Here is an 18,167-nt window from a genome sequence, read left to right as displayed (position 1 = left end):
TCTATTCACACTCTATCCAAAAATAGAACAAAGTCCTATACTCAATGCAAGAGTATAGGACTTTTATGGTTAAAAGGCCGCTTAGTTCCAGTTGGTGTGAAATACACCTTCCATATCGGTTCGCTCATACGTATGGGCACCGAAATAATCCCTTTGAGCTTGTAAAAGGTTGGCATTGGAATGGCCTCTTCGATAGCTATCGAAATAAGAAAGGGAAGCACTTAAGCAGGGGAAGGAGATCCCTGAATTAATTCCCTCGCAGACAATTTTCCTTAAGCCTGATTGATACTCTTTTACTTTTCCAGCGAAAAATGGAGCGATTAATAAATTCTTCAGATTTGCTTGTGTCCGGTAGGCTTCACTTATTACGTTTAAGAACTCAGCACGAATGATGCAACCGCCTCGGAAAATAAGTGCAATTTCCTCTAATGGCAAGTTCCAGTCATAGAGGTCAGAAGTCATTTTATATTGTGTAAACCCTTGGGCATAGGCACATACTTTACCCATATATAATGCTTGTCTAATATGCTCAATCCACAAATCTTTATCTACTATTGCCTGATCCAATTCCGGTCCAGTTAAAATTTCTCCTGCCCTAACACGTTCTTCCTTTAAAGAAGATACATAACGGGAGAATAATGACTCGGTAATGATGGATAAGGGAATCCCGTTATCAATTGCTTGCATACTTGTCCATTTTCCAGTTCCTTTTTGCCCTACTTTATCAAGAATAACATCGATCAGTGGTAAACCTGTTTTTTCATCCTTTTTCTTTAAAATTTCCGCAGTGATTTCAATTAAATAACTTTTAAGCTCCCCCTGATTCCATGTTTCAAAGATATCGGCAATTTCATCCACAGATAATTGTAATCTTTCTCGTAAAAAGGTATAGGCTTCAGCGATCAATTGCATATCAGCATATTCAATTCCGTTATGAACCATTTTCACAAAATGCCCGGCACCTTTTGGTCCAATATACGTACAACATGGGGTACCGTCCACTTGGGCTGCTATTTTGGTGAGGATGGGCGCTACTTTTTCATAAGCTTCTTTCTCTCCGCCAGGCATAATTGAAGGGCCATTTAACGCACCAACCTCTCCTCCAGAAATTCCAATTCCTAAATACTCAATTTCTTTCGACTTCAAATCTTCGAATCTTCGGGCAGTATCATCATAATGGGAGTTTCCGCCGTCCATAATAATGTCACCTGGCTCAAGAAAAGGTATTAAGGATGAAATTACTGAATCAATTGCTGCTCCAGCGGTCACCATCAGAAAGATCTTTCTAGGGGTTTCCAAGGATTGAACAAAACTTTGCACGTCGTAATACGGGCTGATCGATTGATTGTCAATTCTATGTAAAAGCTTATCTGTTAGATCTCTCGTGTAATTATAGACAGCTACTTTTTCCCCTTTATTTGCCATATTTAAGGCAATGTTACTGCCCATTACACCTAAACCAATAACTCCAATTGTATTGTTCATTTCACTTTCTTCTCCTTTTAACTGCCAATAGTGGGGGACATAAATCCCCCACTATTGGATATTCATCTTAAACAAATAAACTTAGTAATAGAATGAACCCTAATCCAGCTACGGAAATAATCGTCTCAAGTAATGTCCATGTTGCGAATGTTTCCTTCATGGTTAAACCAAAATACTCTTTAAACATCCAAAAACCGGCATCGTTAACGTGTGAGGCAACTAAACTACCCGCTCCAGTGGCTAGGACGACTAAGGCAAGATTCACGTCTGATTGACCTAACATTGGAATCACTAACCCAGCAGTGGTTAAAGCAGCAACTGTTGCAGATCCTAAGGCAATACGTAAAATAGCTGCGATGATCCATGCTAGAATAATTGGTGATAATGAAGTTCCTTTAAATAATTCAGCTACATAGTCCCCTACATGACCATTAATTAATACTTGTTTGAAGGCACCGCCGCCACCGATAATTAATAGCATCATCCCAATATGTGAGATGGCTGTTGAACAAGAATCCATCACTGATTTAATAGGAATATTTCTTGCTAACCCCATTGTATAAATAGCGAATAATAACGAGATCACCATGGCAGGGGATGCACCGCCGACAAAACGGATAATGGCTAGTAAATTGTTATCTGCAAATCCCATTGTTTTTTGAAGCAAAGTAATAATTGTAGCGATGGACATTAAAATTACAGGAAGCATTGCAGTAAATACACTGATTCCAAATCCAGGTGTGTCTTCCATTTTGAATGTTTTTTGCTCACCTAAAGAGGCGATATCTCCAGTTCTTGTAAAGGATGCAGGAACCAATCTTTTCGCTATCTTTGTAAATAAAGGTCCGGCAAGAAAGACAGTTGGAATAGAAATAATAAAACCGTAAAGTAATACTTCCCCAAGATCTGCACCATATTCACCAGCGATGGTTGTTGGTCCAGGATGTGGCGGTAAAAATCCGTGTGTTACAGATAAAGCTGCTGCCATTGGAATACCAAGATATAGAATAGAAACCTTTAATTGTTTAGAAATCGCAAATACGATTGGAATTAATAAAACTAGTCCTACTTCAAAAAATAAAGCGATTCCAATAATGAATGAAGATACTACTACTGCCCACTGAATGTTTTTTTCGCCAAATTTATTAACGAGAGTCATCGCAATACGCTGCGCGCCTCCTGAATCTGCAATTAATTTACCCAGCATTGCACCAAGTCCAAAGATTAGTGCTATATGTCCAAGTGTTCCACCTAACCCGGCTTCGATTGTTGCAATGATCTCATCTAATTTCATTCCAAGTGCGATGGCCACACCGAAAGAGACAATGATAAGTGAAACAAAAGTGTTTAATTTAAAGCCCATGATTAAAATCAGTAATGCTATAATCCCTATTGCAACTATAACTAATGGCATGATAATTCCCCCAAAATTTATTTATTTATTTATTATTATTAATTAATCCCCTTTGATAATTAGCGATCCGTGTATAATCTTCTTCTAAAACTCTCGATAAGTTTATAAAGATCGGCAGTAATTCTCTATACTCTCTTGCTGCATCTTCTTTAGGTGTATGTTTGTGTGTACTTCCAACCATTTCAGAAACAACATCAAACGAATCAATTTTTCCTGTAGCATAGAGACCTAAGATACAAGCACCTAGACATGAACTTTCATAACTTTCTGGAACGACAACTTCCAAGTCAAAGATATCGGACATCATTTGACGCCAAACCTCAGATCTTGCGAACCCTCCCGTTGCTTGGATTCGGGTCACGGGACCTTTCATGCATTCAATTAAAGCTAGAAATACCGTGTATAAATTGTAAATAACCCCTTCAAGGGCAGCACGTATCATATGTTCTTTCTTGTGCGCCATTGTTAAGCCGAAAAATGACCCCCGTACGTCTGGGTTCCATAATGGCGCCCGCTCACCCGCAAGGTAGGGATGGAATAATAATCCATCAGCGCCCGGTCTAACACCTTCTGCTATTTTTGTTAGTACTTCATATGGATCAATGCCTAGTCTTTTGGCGGTTTCTACCTCGGAAGCGGCAAATTCATCCCGAATCCAGCGGAAAATCATCCCACCATTGTTAACTGGCCCGCCAATTACCCAATGTTTTTCTGTTAATGCGTAGCAAAAAATTCGGCCTTTTTCGTCGGTTTGCGGCTGGTCAATAATGGTGCGAATCGCACCGCTTGTCCCAATAGTGACCGCAATCTCACCTTTTCGAATCGCATTTACCCCAAGATTGGAAAGGACTCCATCACTGGCACCAATTACAAACGGAGTTTGTGGGTCAATCCCCATTTGGTTTGCTAATTCAGGATTACAGTTAGAGAAAATTTCTGTCGTTGGCACGAGTCTTGATAATTGCTCACGGGAAATTCCGGCGATTTTTAATGCTTCCTGGTCCCAATCAAGTTTTTTGAGATCCATCATACACATCGCTGAAGCAAGTGAGTAATCGACAACGTATTGATCAAAGAACTTTTTAAAGATATATTCCTTTATCCCGATATATTTTTTCGCTTTTTCAGCTATCTCTGGACGATCATTCATAATCCAAGTAATTTTACTTAATGGCGACATAGGGTGAATCGGCGTTCCTGTGCGTTTGTAAACCTCATGTCCATTTAATTCATCTTTTATTTTATGAGTCCAAGCTTCACTGCGATTATCTGCCCATGTGATACATGGTGTCAGCGGCTGATCATTTTCATCCATAGCAATAAGACTATGCATGGCGCTGCTAAAAGAAATAAACGAAATTTCTTTTTGTGGATGATGTTTCATGATATTTGAAATCGCTTTTATTACTGCTGAAAAAATCTCTTCTGGGTCTTGTTCAGCTGTTGAAATGTCAGGTGTGTAAAGTGGGTAACCGATATTCTCTTGTTGGATGACTTCGCCTTTTTCACTAAATAAAACGGCCTTTGTGCTTGTCGTACCAATGTCTAACCCTAACATATAGCTTGTCATTATTCTTGCACGACTCCTTTTGAAAGCATTTGTTGAGACCTCCAAAGGTCTTCTACTTTAACTTGTACGTCATCAAAGTTTTGATGTAATGATAGAATCATGAGGTCTCTATTTTTTGCTTCGATGGCATCAATGTAAAGTTGATGATTATCGATAATCCGTGGAAAGTCATTATATTTTTCCTCGAACCGAGCCCGCATGGCTAAGAGGATGAAAGCTTCCATGACCGGTTTTGCATTATTCCAAATCATCATGATGTAGGAATGATTAATCGCTCGAATAATTGTTTCATGGAAGATGACATCTTGATAAGCAAACTCATCGGCATCATGATATTTGATGGCTATTTTCATCATCTCGAGTATTTTACTCAATTCTTTAACTAATGATGTATTGTCTAGTTTTACAAGACGTTCATATACAAACGTTTCAATCAGTAATCGGACATCATAAATTTCCACTATTTCTTTAACGGTGAATCCGATTACAACTGCACCCATTCTTTCTAGACGAATTAAATTTTCAGAAGCCAGTGTTTTTAATGCTTCGCGGATGGGTGATCGACTCACATTAAAATCAGCGGCTAATTTATTTTCTGACAGGATGGTATCGCTTTCAATCAAACCAGAAATGATCTGCATCCTAAGTTCACATGCGACACGATCACCAGCAGAAGCTTTTGAGAGCCATTTGGAGGGATACAATAATTCTTTCATCATTTCACCTTCTTAATAAAATACGAGTATACTTGTATACAAGTATTATAAAGTGAATTTGAAAAAATGCAAGCGCTTTTTTTATATTTATTAATGATAGGAAGGTGAATTTGAATTCTTAAAGAATTTAAAAATAATCACAACTATGTCTATTAAATATAGGTATCATAAAGAAAGCACCAGGTATGAGAGATACATTAGCAAAAAGAGCGGACAGGATGGAAACTCCGGATATACAGAGCAGGGTATTTGGACCTGATGAATAGAATGAGAAAAGGCAGCCAAAAAGAGTATCCATGGCTACCTTAAGTTTGGCGGTTGAGACAATCTTTTATCAATAATTCCTGTTATCAGCAGGAGCAGAATCGATAAAGTGACATAAAAGGGCAGGTCCCACCAGACCAAACTACGAAGAACTCCAGCAATAATAAGCATTAAATTCAATACATACATAAGAAAACCAGTGAAAATATATTTGATCCAATTCCTTTTAAAGTTCAGTTTTGTCATTAGACAATAGTAAAGACTCTCACATACATAGAAAATGGCACCAAAAGCAATCGAATCACGACCAGAATTTTCAAACCAGCCAGGGGAGTAAATTCGATTTGAGAAAAAAATGATGGGCAAAATATGTGCACTAGCAGAGATTGAGCCAGTTATTAAATATAGAATCCAATAATGTTTGAATCCTTTGGAAGGATGTAAAATCCATTTATAATAAACTTTAGCAGTAGCAAAATATAATGGGAGTCCTATACCCGTATAAGCTAACCTCCACCAATTATGGGAGTAAATATGAAGCTTTAAAAATAACCATTCAATTCCTACAAATAATCCTGAGAATGAGATCATCCATATCCAATTTAAATGAAAAACAGCTATTAGGGTGGCTGCGATTGGTAAAGCGAAGGCATTTGACACAAAAGCGCCCAAATTGTTGTCATAGAATTCATTACCCTTGATAAAATTCGGATTGTAATTATAGCTGGCTAAGAAATTATGGATGACAGTCTCAATCAGAAAAGCTCCACCTATCTTGGTTAATAACAAGTATAGTGATTGAGTGTTTCTTTTTTTGAATAGTATAAAAATAAATAAACTGATGCTTAAAACAAGTAAAGCATAATACCAATATGAATTATGCATAATATTCACTCCGATTAACTGGATTGAATTAGTTTGTTCCTAAGAATAGAAATTATGCTAATCCTGCCAAAGTATCAAAACCACTATGGAACATATTTCGAGTGGTGAAAAGAAGAAATCAATGAGGTGATGAGGAGTGTATCAATCTAAAGAAGGACAAGTGATTAGAAATGAATTTTCAAGCATTCCGTATACGTGGATCCGTCGTGAGAAACTGAATAAGAGTATTTGCATCATGCTGCCGGGCCTTGGATATACGACCCAACGTCCGCTGTTTCATTACGCAACCGGCATGTGTTTGAATAACAATATAGATATTCTCCATGTTAATTATCAGTTTGGTAAGAATAAACATTTTACATCGCTTAGCCAGGAAGCTCAGGAACGTTGGATGTATGAAGACGTACAGGCTGTTGTCGAAGAAATCTTAACTGACACGAACTATGAGCAATGTTTTCTCCTAAGTAAATCGATTGGAACCATCCCAATGGCCATGGAGTGGGTCCACAGGAATTTTATTCGACATCCATTTGGAATCTGGTTAACCCCATTATTAAAAGAGAACTTTGTGTTCGAGACTCTTTTGAAAACGGAAATGCCGTCTTTATGTATCATTGGCGACATGGATCATCATTATATTGATGAGAAAGTTGATTCATTGAATCATAATCAACTTGTCATCACTGTCATTCTTCCGGGTACTGATCATAGTTTAGAGATACAAGGTGACGTTTCAGCTAGTATAGATGCAATAAAAATAATCATGCAATCCGTTCAGGAATTTATCCGGATTCATAGAATTTAAAGGGCTATCCTTTGTTGAAAAAGGTTATCTTGATGTTTCCTGAAAAGTAATCTTGACGACCTTTTCCGTTTCCTTGTTAAATTCAATATTGACGAAAACACCGAATTCTTTATTATTATCTTTTAACCAAAGCTTGAACTTTTCGGTGGAGGTTTGTGATCCGCTTGTTCTCCCAATGTGAAGATAATCAATGATCTTGGCTCGCGGATACTTTTTATGGGTTTCCTTCAATGCCAATGTACCCCACTTTGCATATGGAGGAATCGGCTTTTGTTGGGCAGATACTCTACTTGTGGCTGTCAGTGGGCTTATACTTCCTGAGAAGCAAAGGATAGAAATAAATAAACTAACTAGAAGTTTTTTCATGATATTACCTTCTTTGTTTTTGCTCTTATCATTTCTTTTTAGATAATAACTTATGTAGAATTTTATTAAGCACTAGTTGTTAAATTTCAACAGATAAGTACTGAACCAGGATGTGGACGAGTTCTTGGCTTTTTATATTTGCGGAGGGGATTATTATGGAGATTAAATTACTAGCTGCTTCTGATGCAGAAAGCTATTGGGCGCTAAGGTTGGAAGCACTAAAGCAGAATCCGGAAGCGTTCTTAACGAGTTACGAAGATGCTTTAAAAAGAGAAAATCCGATTGAGCAAGTTGTCCGTAACTTTAATGCTGAAGGAAATTATACATTTGGTGCATTTGAACAAAAGAATCTAATTGGAGTTGTCACTTTATTACATGAGAATGCGGAAAAAATTAAACATCGGGCCAATATTTTTGCGATGTATGTTACCCCTAAGAAGCAAGGTTTGGGTGTGGGGAAAGCATTAATGACTGAGGCCATTAATAAAGCCAAATCGATTCCGGCGATTGAAAAAATAAATTTATCTGTGATGGCAAGCAATGAAAAAGCAAAACAACTTTATCGTAAATTAGGTTTTCAAGTATATGGATTCGAGGAAAATGCCTTCAAAGTTAATGGCATCGATTATAATGACGAACATATGGTATTGCATTTGAGGTCAGTAGAAGAAAAGTCTTTTTTTAAAGGTGATAAAATCTACATTAGACCGTTCTCTAAAGAAGATGCCGTGCCACTCCTTCAATTACATACAGATAATCGCCGTTTTTTTGAAAAGTTTTCAATGGAGCGAAGTGAAGATTTCTATACAGTCGGAAATCAACTGCAGCGAATTCAGGTTTTTCAAGATGATATCAGCCATGATCAAAGCTATATGTTTGGAATTTTTACAAATGAGAGTAGATTAATTGGAATAATTAATTTATTCCAAGTGCTAAGAGGCTCACTTCAGAGTGCATTTATCGGATATTTTTTAGATGAAAAGCATAATGGGAGGGGCTATACGACTGAGGCCGTCAAACTGGTACTCAATTATGCGTTCAATGAATTGAATTTACACAGGATAGAGGCTGGCGTTATGCCGCATAATTTGGGATCTATTCGTGTGCTAGAAAAATCTGGATTTCATAAAGAAGGTTTAGCTGTGAAGAATGTGAAGATTAACGGGAAATGGGAGGACCATCAAGTATTAGCCATCATTAACCCGAATGACTTGGGGGATATTACTCCTTAAAAATGGTTTCAAACAGGTCATCAGATGTGTTCTGATGACCTTATGTACATGGTATCAGTTTTAGTGGATCAACATATTCGGTTCTTTACATCTGCTCTAATTAATTCAATTATATCCTCGGATAAATTAGCAGGAAGTGAAGTACCATTACTAAAAACCCAGGTGTTTACTACTTCGAGATCTCCTTTTTTAAAAGTAATACTATAATCTTGATTCTGATAAGTAAAATCAGCGGTTACTTCTTCTTGATCATATGCCTCTTTATCAACAATCATATTAGAAATTTCATAAGGTTTCACTTCGCAGGCTCCTTTTGTTTCAATCTTCTATGTAAATAGGGTTAACTTTAAAAATTTGTTTATTCAAAAGTATCCACAAAAACTACTATATTTCACTTTAATATATTAATTAAGAATATGATAAAATGGGGATGGAGTGAATGGAGGTTGGCAGCAATTGATTACTATCTATAAAATCCTTGTTTTCATACATATTTTTTCTGCCATCCTAGGGATGGGGCCAGGATTCATATTAACCACCGTAGTCAAATCTGGAAAAAACATGACTGAATTAAGACATTCATATAAGATTAGACATAAGTTGCATATTTTTGTCATGATTGGCGGCACGCTTTTATTAATTACAGGGCTAAGTATGGGGTTCCTTAACCCTAGCCTATTCAAGATGGGATGGTATGTAACAAGTCTGATTCTCTTTTTGGCAGCCCTTGCCATTGGTCCGCTTGTCCTATCACCAAGGTCAAAACCCGTAAAGGCACTTTTAGAATCTCATAAAGGCGAAGAGATCCCAGCGGAATATTGGCGTTTATCAAAAATACTGTTTCAATTTGAAAACCTTGAAAATATCATCTTTTTAATCATCATCTCCTTAATGATTCTGAAACCGTTCTAGAATGAATGGAAAACAATTTAAAGTGTAACGAACAGGAAAGGTATGGCACACAGTTTGCCATTCCTTTCTTCGAGTACAATCATACATCTGAATATAAATAGGATAGTACGGCAGGAATTCTTTTTCTAAAGAATAGGTAAGCATGTTCCGCATCTTCGATTAGTTGAAAGTGGAGGTCAGTTATTTTCTCGTTCAATACCTCATACACACGATTAGTAAGATTAAGAAAGACTTGATTCATTTCTTCATCTGCACCCACTTCTCTTGTGCCAAAGTCCAGATAAAACTTTTCGATTTTAGATAAGTCTGAGATTCTCAATAGGTTTTCGATTTCCTCTTGATTTCGATAAAATCCAGGTGATAAAGCTGCGATTCTTTTAAAAATATGTGGATAACGGCAGGCAGCATAGGTGGAGATTAATCCGCCTAATGATATTCCGGCCATCGATGTATGATTTTCAATGGTTCGGTACTTCTTATCAATTAAGGGTTTAAGCTCGTTCACAATAAAATCGATATATTCTTCACCTCGGCCTCCAGATGGACTAGCGTAGCCTAAGATTTGTTTGCTTACCTCTCCATGCCCCCATGGACAGTATTCGTTGACTCGTTCTTCACCCTCAGGATTTAGAGCAATCGCAACGACAATAATCTCAAGCCCACTCTTATCCAAGTAATCTTTCATTCCTAAAGATACTCCTTTAATGGCCCCCTCATCTTCAAAGACATTTTGTCCATCATGCATATACAGTACTGGGAAACTTTTATTTTCCTCTCTGTAACTATTAGGCAAGTATACACGAATCATTCGTTCTTGCTTGAAAGAAGTCATATAAACAGGGAATTTTTCTAGCGTGATCTCCACCTGCTTCCAGTAATTTCTATATTAAGAATTTACCATAATTTCCATTAAATTCGTTAAACTTTTATTGAGAAACTGAATCAAAGTTTTTCGGTTGAAAAGGATTTGGTTATAGTCAATAACAAGTTTTGAAGTCTAGAAGATTTCTTTAGACATATTATATTTTTTATTGTTCCTATGAGTTTAGAATATTGCAAATTTACCCAAACTAATAAGAGGTTCATGTGATTTTCGTTGGTTTACACCATATGACAAACTTCGCTATTGATTCTTAGAATTGAATCGAGTAGTATGGAAACTACGATAAATGAAAGGGTGACCATCAAGCCAATGATTCACTAAACCTATTAAAAGAAAGAAATTCGGATAATCATACGAACATATTTCTGGATAGGGTTAGTGCGGGCTTTTATAGACAAAGGGGAGTAAAAGGTACTTGGTGTACTGTGCCCTTTTGCTGCATAAGTACCTCCTGTCCAGATGAATGGATGAGGAGGTTTTTTTATGGAAGAAACAAAAACAAACATCACCATGGGGGACTTATTTAGAAATCGAGTCATACGCACCATTTTGCTCTCGACATTATTCTTACAAATTGGTATATGGGTCCGTAACTACTCCATTTTATTATTTGTAATTGAACAGACAAATGAAGACCCCGTTGCGGTTTCACTGATCTCTGTTGCAGAATTCGCGCCAATCTTTCTATTTTCCTTTATTGGAGGCACTTTCGCAGATAGATGGAAGCCGAGACGGACGATGATTTGGTGTGATTTCCTCAGTGCGGTGTCTATTTTTATTGTTTTGTTAACACTGGTATTTGGGGGCTGGAAGGTTATTTTCTTCGCAACACTCGTGTCATCGATCCTTTCACAGTTTTCACAGCCATCTGGAATGAAACTTTTCAAGCTTCATGTAAAGGAAGAACTAATTCAAATGGGTATGTCGATGTACCAAACGGTTTTTGCTCTCTTTATGATTTTAGGTCCAATTATCGGAACTTTTGTGTATCAGCATTACGGTATAAATGCAGCAATTGCGATTATGGGGATTGCTTTTATGCTTTCAGCAGCGATTTTGTTTATGCTTCCACCTGACCGGGAGATTGAGGAAAACACTGAGAAAACGACACTTATGGACGAAATGAAAGCAGGATTCCGCTATGTTTGGAATAGTCGGGCGCTAACCTTGCTTGGCGGCTGTTTTGCAGCAGCTGGTTTAGGGCTTGGACTGACGCAGCCACTTTCTGTTTTCCTTATTACGGAAAGACTTGGTTTGCCAAAAGAGGATTTGCAATGGTTGATGGCAGCATTTGGAGCGGGGATGATTTTAGGTGGGGGCCTAACGATGGGGTTAGCTAAAAAGACTCCTCCACAAATCTTGCTTGCTATTGGAATGAGCGCGTCGGCACTGGGATTTTTTGTGATGGGGCTATCAGAACAATTGTGGCTGACATTGACTGCACAATTCATTAGCGGCTTGTTTATGCCTTGTATTCACATTGGAATTAACACAATGATATTGAAAAACACAGAAGAAGCATTTATCGGGCGAGTCAATGGCATATTAAATCCGATGTTTATGGGGACCATGGTTATTACCATGACAGCGAGCGGTTGGCTGAAGAAAACCACTTCTTTGGTAACGATGTACGAATTATCGGCCCTGCTTTTTATCGTAGGGGTAATTATCCTCATTCCACTCTTCAAGAATTCTGTTAATCTTTTGAATAAGAGCGAGGAAGTATAATTTTTAAAGCTGCCCTGTTTTTGAGGGCAGCTTTTTTACGCTTCGCACTATTCACCCTTTACTAATGGGAGTGTAATGTCCACTTTTGTTCCTTCATTTGGAATACTGTTGATTAAAATCTTCCCGCCATAGGAGTCGATAATCCGTTTGCAAACGGTTAATCCTAATCCAGATCCATCTTTCTTGAGTGTGAAGAATGGGTTAAATGCTTGGTTGATTTGATCTTGCTTCATTCCCACTCCGTTATCCGTGACGGTAATTAAACATTGTTCTGCCTGTTTCTCAAGAGCGATAGAAAGTTTGCCTCCAAAAGGCATGGCTTGCAAAGAGTTCTTCGTTAAATTAAGAATCACTTGCTTTAACTGGTCTTTGACACAAGAAACGGGTAGATTTTCCTTAGAGTAATTAATGGTTAACTCCACATTCATAAAATTAGCTTCAGAATGAATGATCGGCTCGATTTCAGTCAGAATTGTATTGACATTATCAGTTTTAAGCGTGTGTGCAGTGGGTTTCCCTAGTACGAGCAATTCACTGACAATGACATTGATTCGATCGATTTCTGTTTGAATCACTTCGAAATAGGATTGAGCCTTTTGATCGTGATATTCCTCGCTTAAAAGTTTTATTAAGCCTTTTATTCCGGTTAATGGATTCCGGATTTCATGAGCTGTACTTGCCGCAAGCTTCCCAATTAATTCTAGTTTATGATGTTCCGTTTGAGCATTTTCCCTTTGCACTTTCTTTTTTAAAAGAAAGTATTGGGCCCATAAAAAGACGATATTGGAAATGGTTAAAAAAATCATCAAATATTTAACAAACGGTTTCCAAAAAGCTAGTCCATTTTCCGATTGGACAAAGACTGTAATTTTCCAATGAACATTGGCTATTTTCATACTGGATTTTACCGAATTCTTTTCAGGAAGTGAACCTGCTTTAAATAAAACCTTGTTTGAATCATCGGTGATAATGACCATTTCACCATTAACCAGGTTTTTAATGGCTGCTTCAATTTTATCTGTACGTAAACTGGCAACAAGCACACCCTGAACTCTTCCATGATCGACAATCGGAGTAGCAATTGTGATGATTTGCCTGCCTGTAACTCGGCCAATATGTACATCAGAAAAACTTGTTTTCTCTGTCTGGATGGCATGTTGAAAATAAGGTTGATCGTTTACATTCACATTTGTAGAATTAGTATTCGTACTAATTAATAAGTCACCATGGCTATTTGTCCAAAAGAAACCAGATAGACGAGGATCTTTCCCTTTTGTTTCCTGGAGCACTGCTTTCAATTTAGTTAGGTTGGTGTTCTGAAACTTAAGTGAAGTTGCGAGCATCTCTAATCTGCCAACCGTTTCGTTAAATAAATTTTCTATGTTCATTGTGTGGAAGGTGGCATATCGTGAGGCTTTATTTTTATTTTGTGCTTCCAAAATTTTTACTTGGTGTTGTGCTAACATCGAACTAACGGCCAAAGCAGGGATCAAAGTGAGAAGTAGATAAAGTAGAAATTTATTTTTTAGGATTGTCGATAGAACGCGAATGAAAACCAAGTGTAATCTACTCCTCAAGTGTTGTATATCATTATTCTACTATTTTTTAAAGTACTGGAATATACATTTTGTTGTTCATTATTCGTAATATTATTTCCTTATTATTTTGTAACAAATTCCATGTAAAAATTATTGGAAAAAAGTATTAAGTATATATCATAAATGTTCTCATTTGGTGGATTCTAATTCCACATGGATTATGATAAGCGAATTCATAATATTGAAAAGGAGGTATTATATGGAGGATAAGACAAGACTTCGCTAGTATGCAGCTTTAATTCCAGAAATAACACTCTATGCAGAAGCAGGAGCGAAAATTATGATCAAAAACGGATGGATGGAGGAACCTGCTCAAGCAGATGATCGTGATGTTTTAATAAAAAGTTAGGGTAATTTAGTTCAACATTCTATATTAATCGTAACCGTCATTGTTTCCATGGCGGTTTTTTCTTGTACACGTCACTAAGTAAAGACAACCTTTGATACTATAAAGATTATTATCTTAAAAATTTGAAACTTTTGGTCGGATACTCCTCTCTAATGAGTGAAAGGAAGGAGGTTAAAAGATGAAGGAAATAAAACTAGTGAAAAAGGCGATAAAGGGCAATAAGAAGGCTTTCGAAGAGCTTTTAATTTTACATAGTGATCAATTATACCGTACAGCTTATCTTTATGTTGGTAATCGCGAAGATGCGTTAGATGTAATTCAAGAAACAGCCTATAAGGGACTACTAGCTATTGGGCAGTTAAGGGATGAAAAGTATTTTTTAACATGGTTAACCAAAATCATAATCCACTGTGCCTATGATGCAATAAAAAAGAAAAAGAAAGAAATTTCAGTAGATAAAATGCTTGAACGGACGCCAGTTAAAGAGGACAAACGGGAGGTGGCACTAGATTTAGTAGATGCAATTGATCGTTTAAATGATCATTATCGAAATGCTGTTATTCTTTTTTACTACCAAGATTTGCCGATAAGTGAAGTGGCTAAATTGATGAACATACCTGAAAATACTGTCAAAACCTACTTATATCGGGGGAAAAGCGAGTTGAAAAAGCTGTTAGGAGGGAATCAATATCATGGAGAAGAATCTTTTTTCTGAGGAATATGAAAAGATAGAAGTACCAAAAGAGGATGTTATTCATGCAATTAAGAAGGGGGTAAAACGCGCTAATTTGACAAATAAACCTCGAAAGAAACGGGTCATTGTTTTTTCAGCCGCAGCAGCAGCAGCCATCTTTATTTCATCCGGTTTTATTTTTCCCACCATGTCAAAAGTATTGGCGGATATGCCATTGGTGGGTCATCTTTTTAGAGACTTGATTGGCGAAAATTTAGCTTCTCAAAAATTAATCACGCAATTAAATGAAAAGGCTAGTTATGGAGGGATTGATGTAGCGATTACAAGTGCTTATTATGATGGGGCTGTAATTGGGGTTACCTTTGATGTGAAGGGAAGCGTGGAAGCAGATAAAGAAGGGCGTCTAGCTGGCTTTTATGAGATATTTGATGGGGATAAAAGTATCGCAGAAACGAAAGAAATTGTCCAAATGGAGCCTGTTGAAAAAGGATTTACCGGGCATATCCAGCTTAGTTATCCAAAAACATCATTACCCGCAGATACCACATTTCCTATTGAATTTTTAAGTATTGGTGAAAAAAAGGGGTCTTGGCGATTTAATGTTCCAATCAGGCAATTACCGTTTGAAAAAGTAACAATAAATAAAGTTAGTATGAAGGATGATTTTAAGGTCCAGATTGATTCTATCATTAATGGAAAAGCGTCCACTGCAATTAACTACACTGCCACTTATCCAAGAATAGGAAAGCATGATCAAATAAGGATGGAGTTAAAGGATGACAAGGGTAATCCCATCCACCCGATATCCAGCAGTTCTCTTGAAAGGAGACAGACTGGGGATCAAATGATGATAAAAGGAAGAACAAATATATTACAGCCGTTGAAAGGTAAAACTGGTTTTGTAGAAATTCATCCACAAGTGGCGATTTCAGAGCCCTATCAATTTGTTTTATTAGATGAGGAAACACCAACTCTAATCAAATCTGACAGACAAAATCTCTCGGTAATGGTCGAAAAAATGACTGTCAAAGACAAGAGCTTTACGTTGGATTTTCAAGTGAATAGTGGCGATAAAAGAGACAGAGGGTTCATGTTCTTTCATAATTTTGCTCGAAATGATGTGACTCTAGTGAAGGAATCCAGAAAAAAAATATATGAAAAACCAATTAAACATACGATAATAACCCTTGATAAAAAAAAATTACGTTTCAGAAGTACGTTTGATATCAGTAAAATGGGAGAGTTCCATCCAGATCAATTCGTGGTTAGAGTGAGTTTGAATTCACTGGCAATGAATATGCCGCTTGAACTAGACCCTGTGAAAATTGAAATCGAGTAATCTTTAGGAACTATATAAAAAGTTACAAAAAATAAAATAAACTTTAGTCCCCAAAAATAATAAATCAGTAAATTTTCCCAACGCTTCTGAGAACCTAGCGTTGGGATTTTTAATAGAATGAATATTTTTCGCTAGTGCTTTCGCTGGTGCCTGACACCATGTCCCACACTTTTTCCCAATTATCCTAATAGATTCATCGTGTTATGATTATTTTGAAAATTCTACACAAAGAGAAATTAGGAGGCGGTTGGCGATGAAAAAGAGAACATCACTTGTATTAGCATTGGGATTAACAGTGGGGTCTGTGCTGCCGATTACGGCTGCGGCAAAAACTATTCCGTATAATGTTACGGTTCAGAAGGATGCTGCCCAGTTTGGTCAGGATGCAAAAGTTCATTGGAAACAAGGTCAAAAGGTACCATCCTTTGTTCATGGAAAGTTATCTACCAAAGCTTATAAAGATAAAGATGCCATTAAGCAGTTTTTAAAAGAAAATAAAGAACTATATCAATTAGATACAGCTAAAGATTTAACTTTACTAGATGTTCAGACGGACGAACTTGGCCGCAAGCACTATAATTTTGTTCAATCGGTTCAGGGGATTCCGGTGGATGGAGCAAAGTTTAAAGTCCATACCGATAAAAATGGACTCGTTACAGCAGTCAATGGAGATGTGTTCCCAGAAGCATCCTCCTATTTCCAAGGGGCCCTGAAAGCGCAGTTATCGAAAGATGCTGCCCTTGATAAGTCATGGAAATCTATTAAAGTAGCGAAAGCGGAGACCTTAACCAATGCGGAAGCTGGACCTACTGGTAAAAAGGTAGAAGATACGGTTGAAAAAGCAGAATTAGTGGTTTATAAAAATGGAGATCAATTTAATCTTGCGTACAAGACAAATCTACAATTTATTCAACCATACCCTGCCAACTGGGTTGTTTATGTGGATGCCGTAAATGGGAATATCTTAAAGTCCTATAATGCGGTGGCAGAGGGCACAGGGGTTGGTGTACTCGGGGATACGAAAACAATCAACACCTATTACTCAAACGGAACTTACTATTTATATGATATTACTAAGCCGATGACGGGTGTCATTGAAACAAGAACGGCAGCAAATCAATCTCGATTACCTGGTAATTATTCAGTGGATGCTGATAATAATTTTAACGCTACAGGCCAGCGAGCCGATGTAGATGCACACTACTATGCTGGGGTCGTCTATGATTATTATAAAAATACGTTTAATAGAAATAGTTTTGATAATAATGGTGCGACGCTTCGCTCGACGGTACACTATGGCAGAAATTATAACAATGCGTTCTGGAATGGATCGCAAATGGTCTATGGAGACGGTGATGGTACTACTTTCCGTTCTTTGTCGGGTGCACTAGATGTTGTAGCTCATGAATTGACACATGCGGTCACTGAAAGAACGGCAGGGCTTCAATATCAATACCAATCAGGTGCTTTAAATGAGTCGATTTCTGATACGTTTGGAGTGTTCCTTGATAAAGGTGATTATTTAGTGGGCGAAGATGTGTATACACCTAATAAAGCTGGCGATGCTCTTCGTAGTCTATCAAACCCTGAACTTTATGGACAGCCATCGACGATGAGCGGCTATGTAAATACAACCTCTGATAATGGTGGAGTTCACACAAACAGCGGTATTCCGAACAAAGCAGCTTATTTAACGATTTCAAGTTTAGGGACAGCCGTTGCTGAAAAAATTTATTATCGTGCACTAACTGTTTATCTGACTCCAACAAGTAATTTTAGTGGTGCTCGTGCAGCACTCCTTGCTGCAGCAGCTGACCTTTATGGATCGGGCAGCACACAATACAATGCCGTTAAATCTGCTTGGACACAAGTAGGAGTAAACTAAACTAGGAAAAAAGGTCAGCCATCAAAAAATCAGATGGCTGAC

At 37.4% G+C, this 18,167-nt stretch carries 16 protein-coding genes and 1 pseudogene; 8 read left to right on the top strand and 9 right to left on the bottom strand.

All coding sequences use genetic code 11. From position 1 onward, the window contains the following. Positions 1-81: 81 nt before the first annotated feature. The 5 genes from gnd to FS608_RS20300 form a co-directional block, all read right to left on the bottom strand. Positions 82-1,485, bottom strand: a complete 1,404-nt coding sequence (gene gnd / locus FS608_RS20320) for a decarboxylating NADP(+)-dependent phosphogluconate dehydrogenase (RefSeq protein ID WP_144554400.1) — start codon at positions 1,483-1,485, stop codon at positions 82-84. Between the two features lie 67 nt (positions 1,486-1,552). Further along, on the bottom strand, positions 1,553-2,899 hold the full coding sequence (locus tag FS608_RS20315) for a GntP family permease (RefSeq protein ID WP_144554399.1): 1,347 nt from the start codon (positions 2,897-2,899) through the stop codon (positions 1,553-1,555). A 25-nt stretch (positions 2,900-2,924) separates the two neighbouring features. Continuing rightward, the gene (gene gntK / locus FS608_RS20310; RefSeq protein ID WP_144554398.1) at positions 2,925-4,469 is read right to left on the bottom strand and encodes a gluconokinase; all 1,545 of its coding nucleotides are present in this window, start codon (positions 4,467-4,469) and stop codon (positions 2,925-2,927) included. Then, on the bottom strand, positions 4,469-5,188 hold the full coding sequence (locus FS608_RS20305; protein ID WP_144554397.1) for a GntR family transcriptional regulator: 720 nt from the start codon (positions 5,186-5,188) through the stop codon (positions 4,469-4,471). Before FS608_RS20305 ends, gntK begins: the two co-directional genes overlap by 1 nt. A 297-nt stretch (positions 5,189-5,485) precedes the next feature. Then, a complete protein-coding gene (locus FS608_RS20300) occupies positions 5,486-6,334 on the bottom strand; it encodes a hypothetical protein (protein ID WP_144554396.1) in 849 nt (282 codons plus the stop codon). 136 nt (positions 6,335-6,470) lie between these two features. Between FS608_RS20300 and FS608_RS20295 the strand changes: the two genes are divergently transcribed. Next, positions 6,471-7,139, top strand: coding sequence for a hypothetical protein (locus FS608_RS20295; RefSeq protein WP_144554395.1), 669 nt, complete (start codon positions 6,471-6,473; stop codon positions 7,137-7,139). A gap of 24 nt (positions 7,140-7,163) precedes the next feature. On the opposite strand, the gene FS608_RS20290 is transcribed toward FS608_RS20295, so the two are convergent. Next, positions 7,164-7,505, bottom strand: a complete 342-nt coding sequence (locus tag FS608_RS20290) for a YqzG/YhdC family protein (RefSeq protein ID WP_144554394.1) — start codon at positions 7,503-7,505, stop codon at positions 7,164-7,166. A 110-nt stretch (positions 7,506-7,615) separates the two neighbouring features. Between FS608_RS20290 and FS608_RS30445 the strand changes: the two are divergent. After that, positions 7,616-8,137: pseudogene (locus tag FS608_RS30445) on the top strand (GNAT family N-acetyltransferase); the annotation flags it as partial. Between the two features lie 9 nt (positions 8,138-8,146). Continuing rightward, positions 8,147-8,737, top strand: coding sequence for a GNAT family N-acetyltransferase (locus FS608_RS20285; RefSeq protein WP_144554446.1), 591 nt, complete (start codon positions 8,147-8,149; stop codon positions 8,735-8,737). 68 nt (positions 8,738-8,805) lie between these two features. Here the strand turns inward: FS608_RS20285 and FS608_RS20280 are convergent, their stop codons facing one another. Then, positions 8,806-9,036, bottom strand: a complete 231-nt coding sequence (locus FS608_RS20280; protein ID WP_144554393.1) for a hypothetical protein — start codon at positions 9,034-9,036, stop codon at positions 8,806-8,808. 157 nt (positions 9,037-9,193) lie between these two features. Here FS608_RS20280 and FS608_RS20275 point away from each other — a divergent pair, with 157 nt between their 5' ends. Beyond that, on the top strand, positions 9,194-9,649 hold the full coding sequence (locus FS608_RS20275) for a DUF2269 family protein (protein WP_144554445.1): 456 nt from the start codon (positions 9,194-9,196) through the stop codon (positions 9,647-9,649). Between the two features lie 79 nt (positions 9,650-9,728). On the opposite strand, the gene FS608_RS20270 is transcribed toward FS608_RS20275, so the two are convergent. Next, positions 9,729-10,481 (bottom strand): alpha/beta hydrolase, encoded by a 753-nt coding sequence (locus tag FS608_RS20270; protein WP_144554444.1) that lies wholly within the window; start codon positions 10,479-10,481, stop codon positions 9,729-9,731. A 534-nt stretch (positions 10,482-11,015) separates the two neighbouring features. Here FS608_RS20270 and FS608_RS20265 point away from each other — a divergent pair. Continuing rightward, a complete protein-coding gene (locus tag FS608_RS20265) occupies positions 11,016-12,260 on the top strand; it encodes an MFS transporter (RefSeq protein WP_260871751.1) in 1,245 nt (414 codons plus the stop codon). Between the two features lie 47 nt (positions 12,261-12,307). Here the strand turns inward: FS608_RS20265 and FS608_RS20260 are convergent, their stop codons facing one another. Beyond that, positions 12,308-13,819: an ATP-binding protein gene (locus FS608_RS20260; RefSeq protein ID WP_144554392.1), complete on the bottom strand. Its 1,512-nt coding sequence runs from the start codon at positions 13,817-13,819 to the stop codon at positions 12,308-12,310. Positions 13,820-14,385: 566 nt separating this feature from the next. On the opposite strand from FS608_RS20260, the gene FS608_RS20255 reads away from it, so the two are divergent. From FS608_RS20255 to FS608_RS20245, 3 genes are all read left to right on the top strand, one after another. Continuing rightward, positions 14,386-14,922 carry a sigma-70 family RNA polymerase sigma factor gene (locus FS608_RS20255; RefSeq protein ID WP_144554391.1) on the top strand — a complete coding sequence of 179 codons (537 nt, stop codon included), beginning with the start codon at positions 14,386-14,388 and terminating at the stop codon, positions 14,920-14,922. Beyond that, the gene (locus FS608_RS20250; protein ID WP_144554390.1) at positions 14,900-16,240 is read left to right on the top strand and encodes a DUF4179 domain-containing protein; all 1,341 of its coding nucleotides are present in this window, start codon (positions 14,900-14,902) and stop codon (positions 16,238-16,240) included. Before FS608_RS20255 ends, FS608_RS20250 begins: the two co-directional genes overlap by 23 nt. A 253-nt stretch (positions 16,241-16,493) precedes the next feature. Beyond that, positions 16,494-18,125 carry a M4 family metallopeptidase gene (locus tag FS608_RS20245; protein ID WP_144554389.1) on the top strand — a complete coding sequence of 544 codons (1,632 nt, stop codon included), beginning with the start codon at positions 16,494-16,496 and terminating at the stop codon, positions 18,123-18,125. The last annotated feature ends 42 nt before the right edge of the window (positions 18,126-18,167 follow it).

The organism is Bacillus sp. X1(2014), from assembly GCF_007678255.1.
The sequence above is the reverse complement of the archived record's forward strand: the minus strand, read 5'-3'. Positions and strand labels throughout refer to the sequence as shown.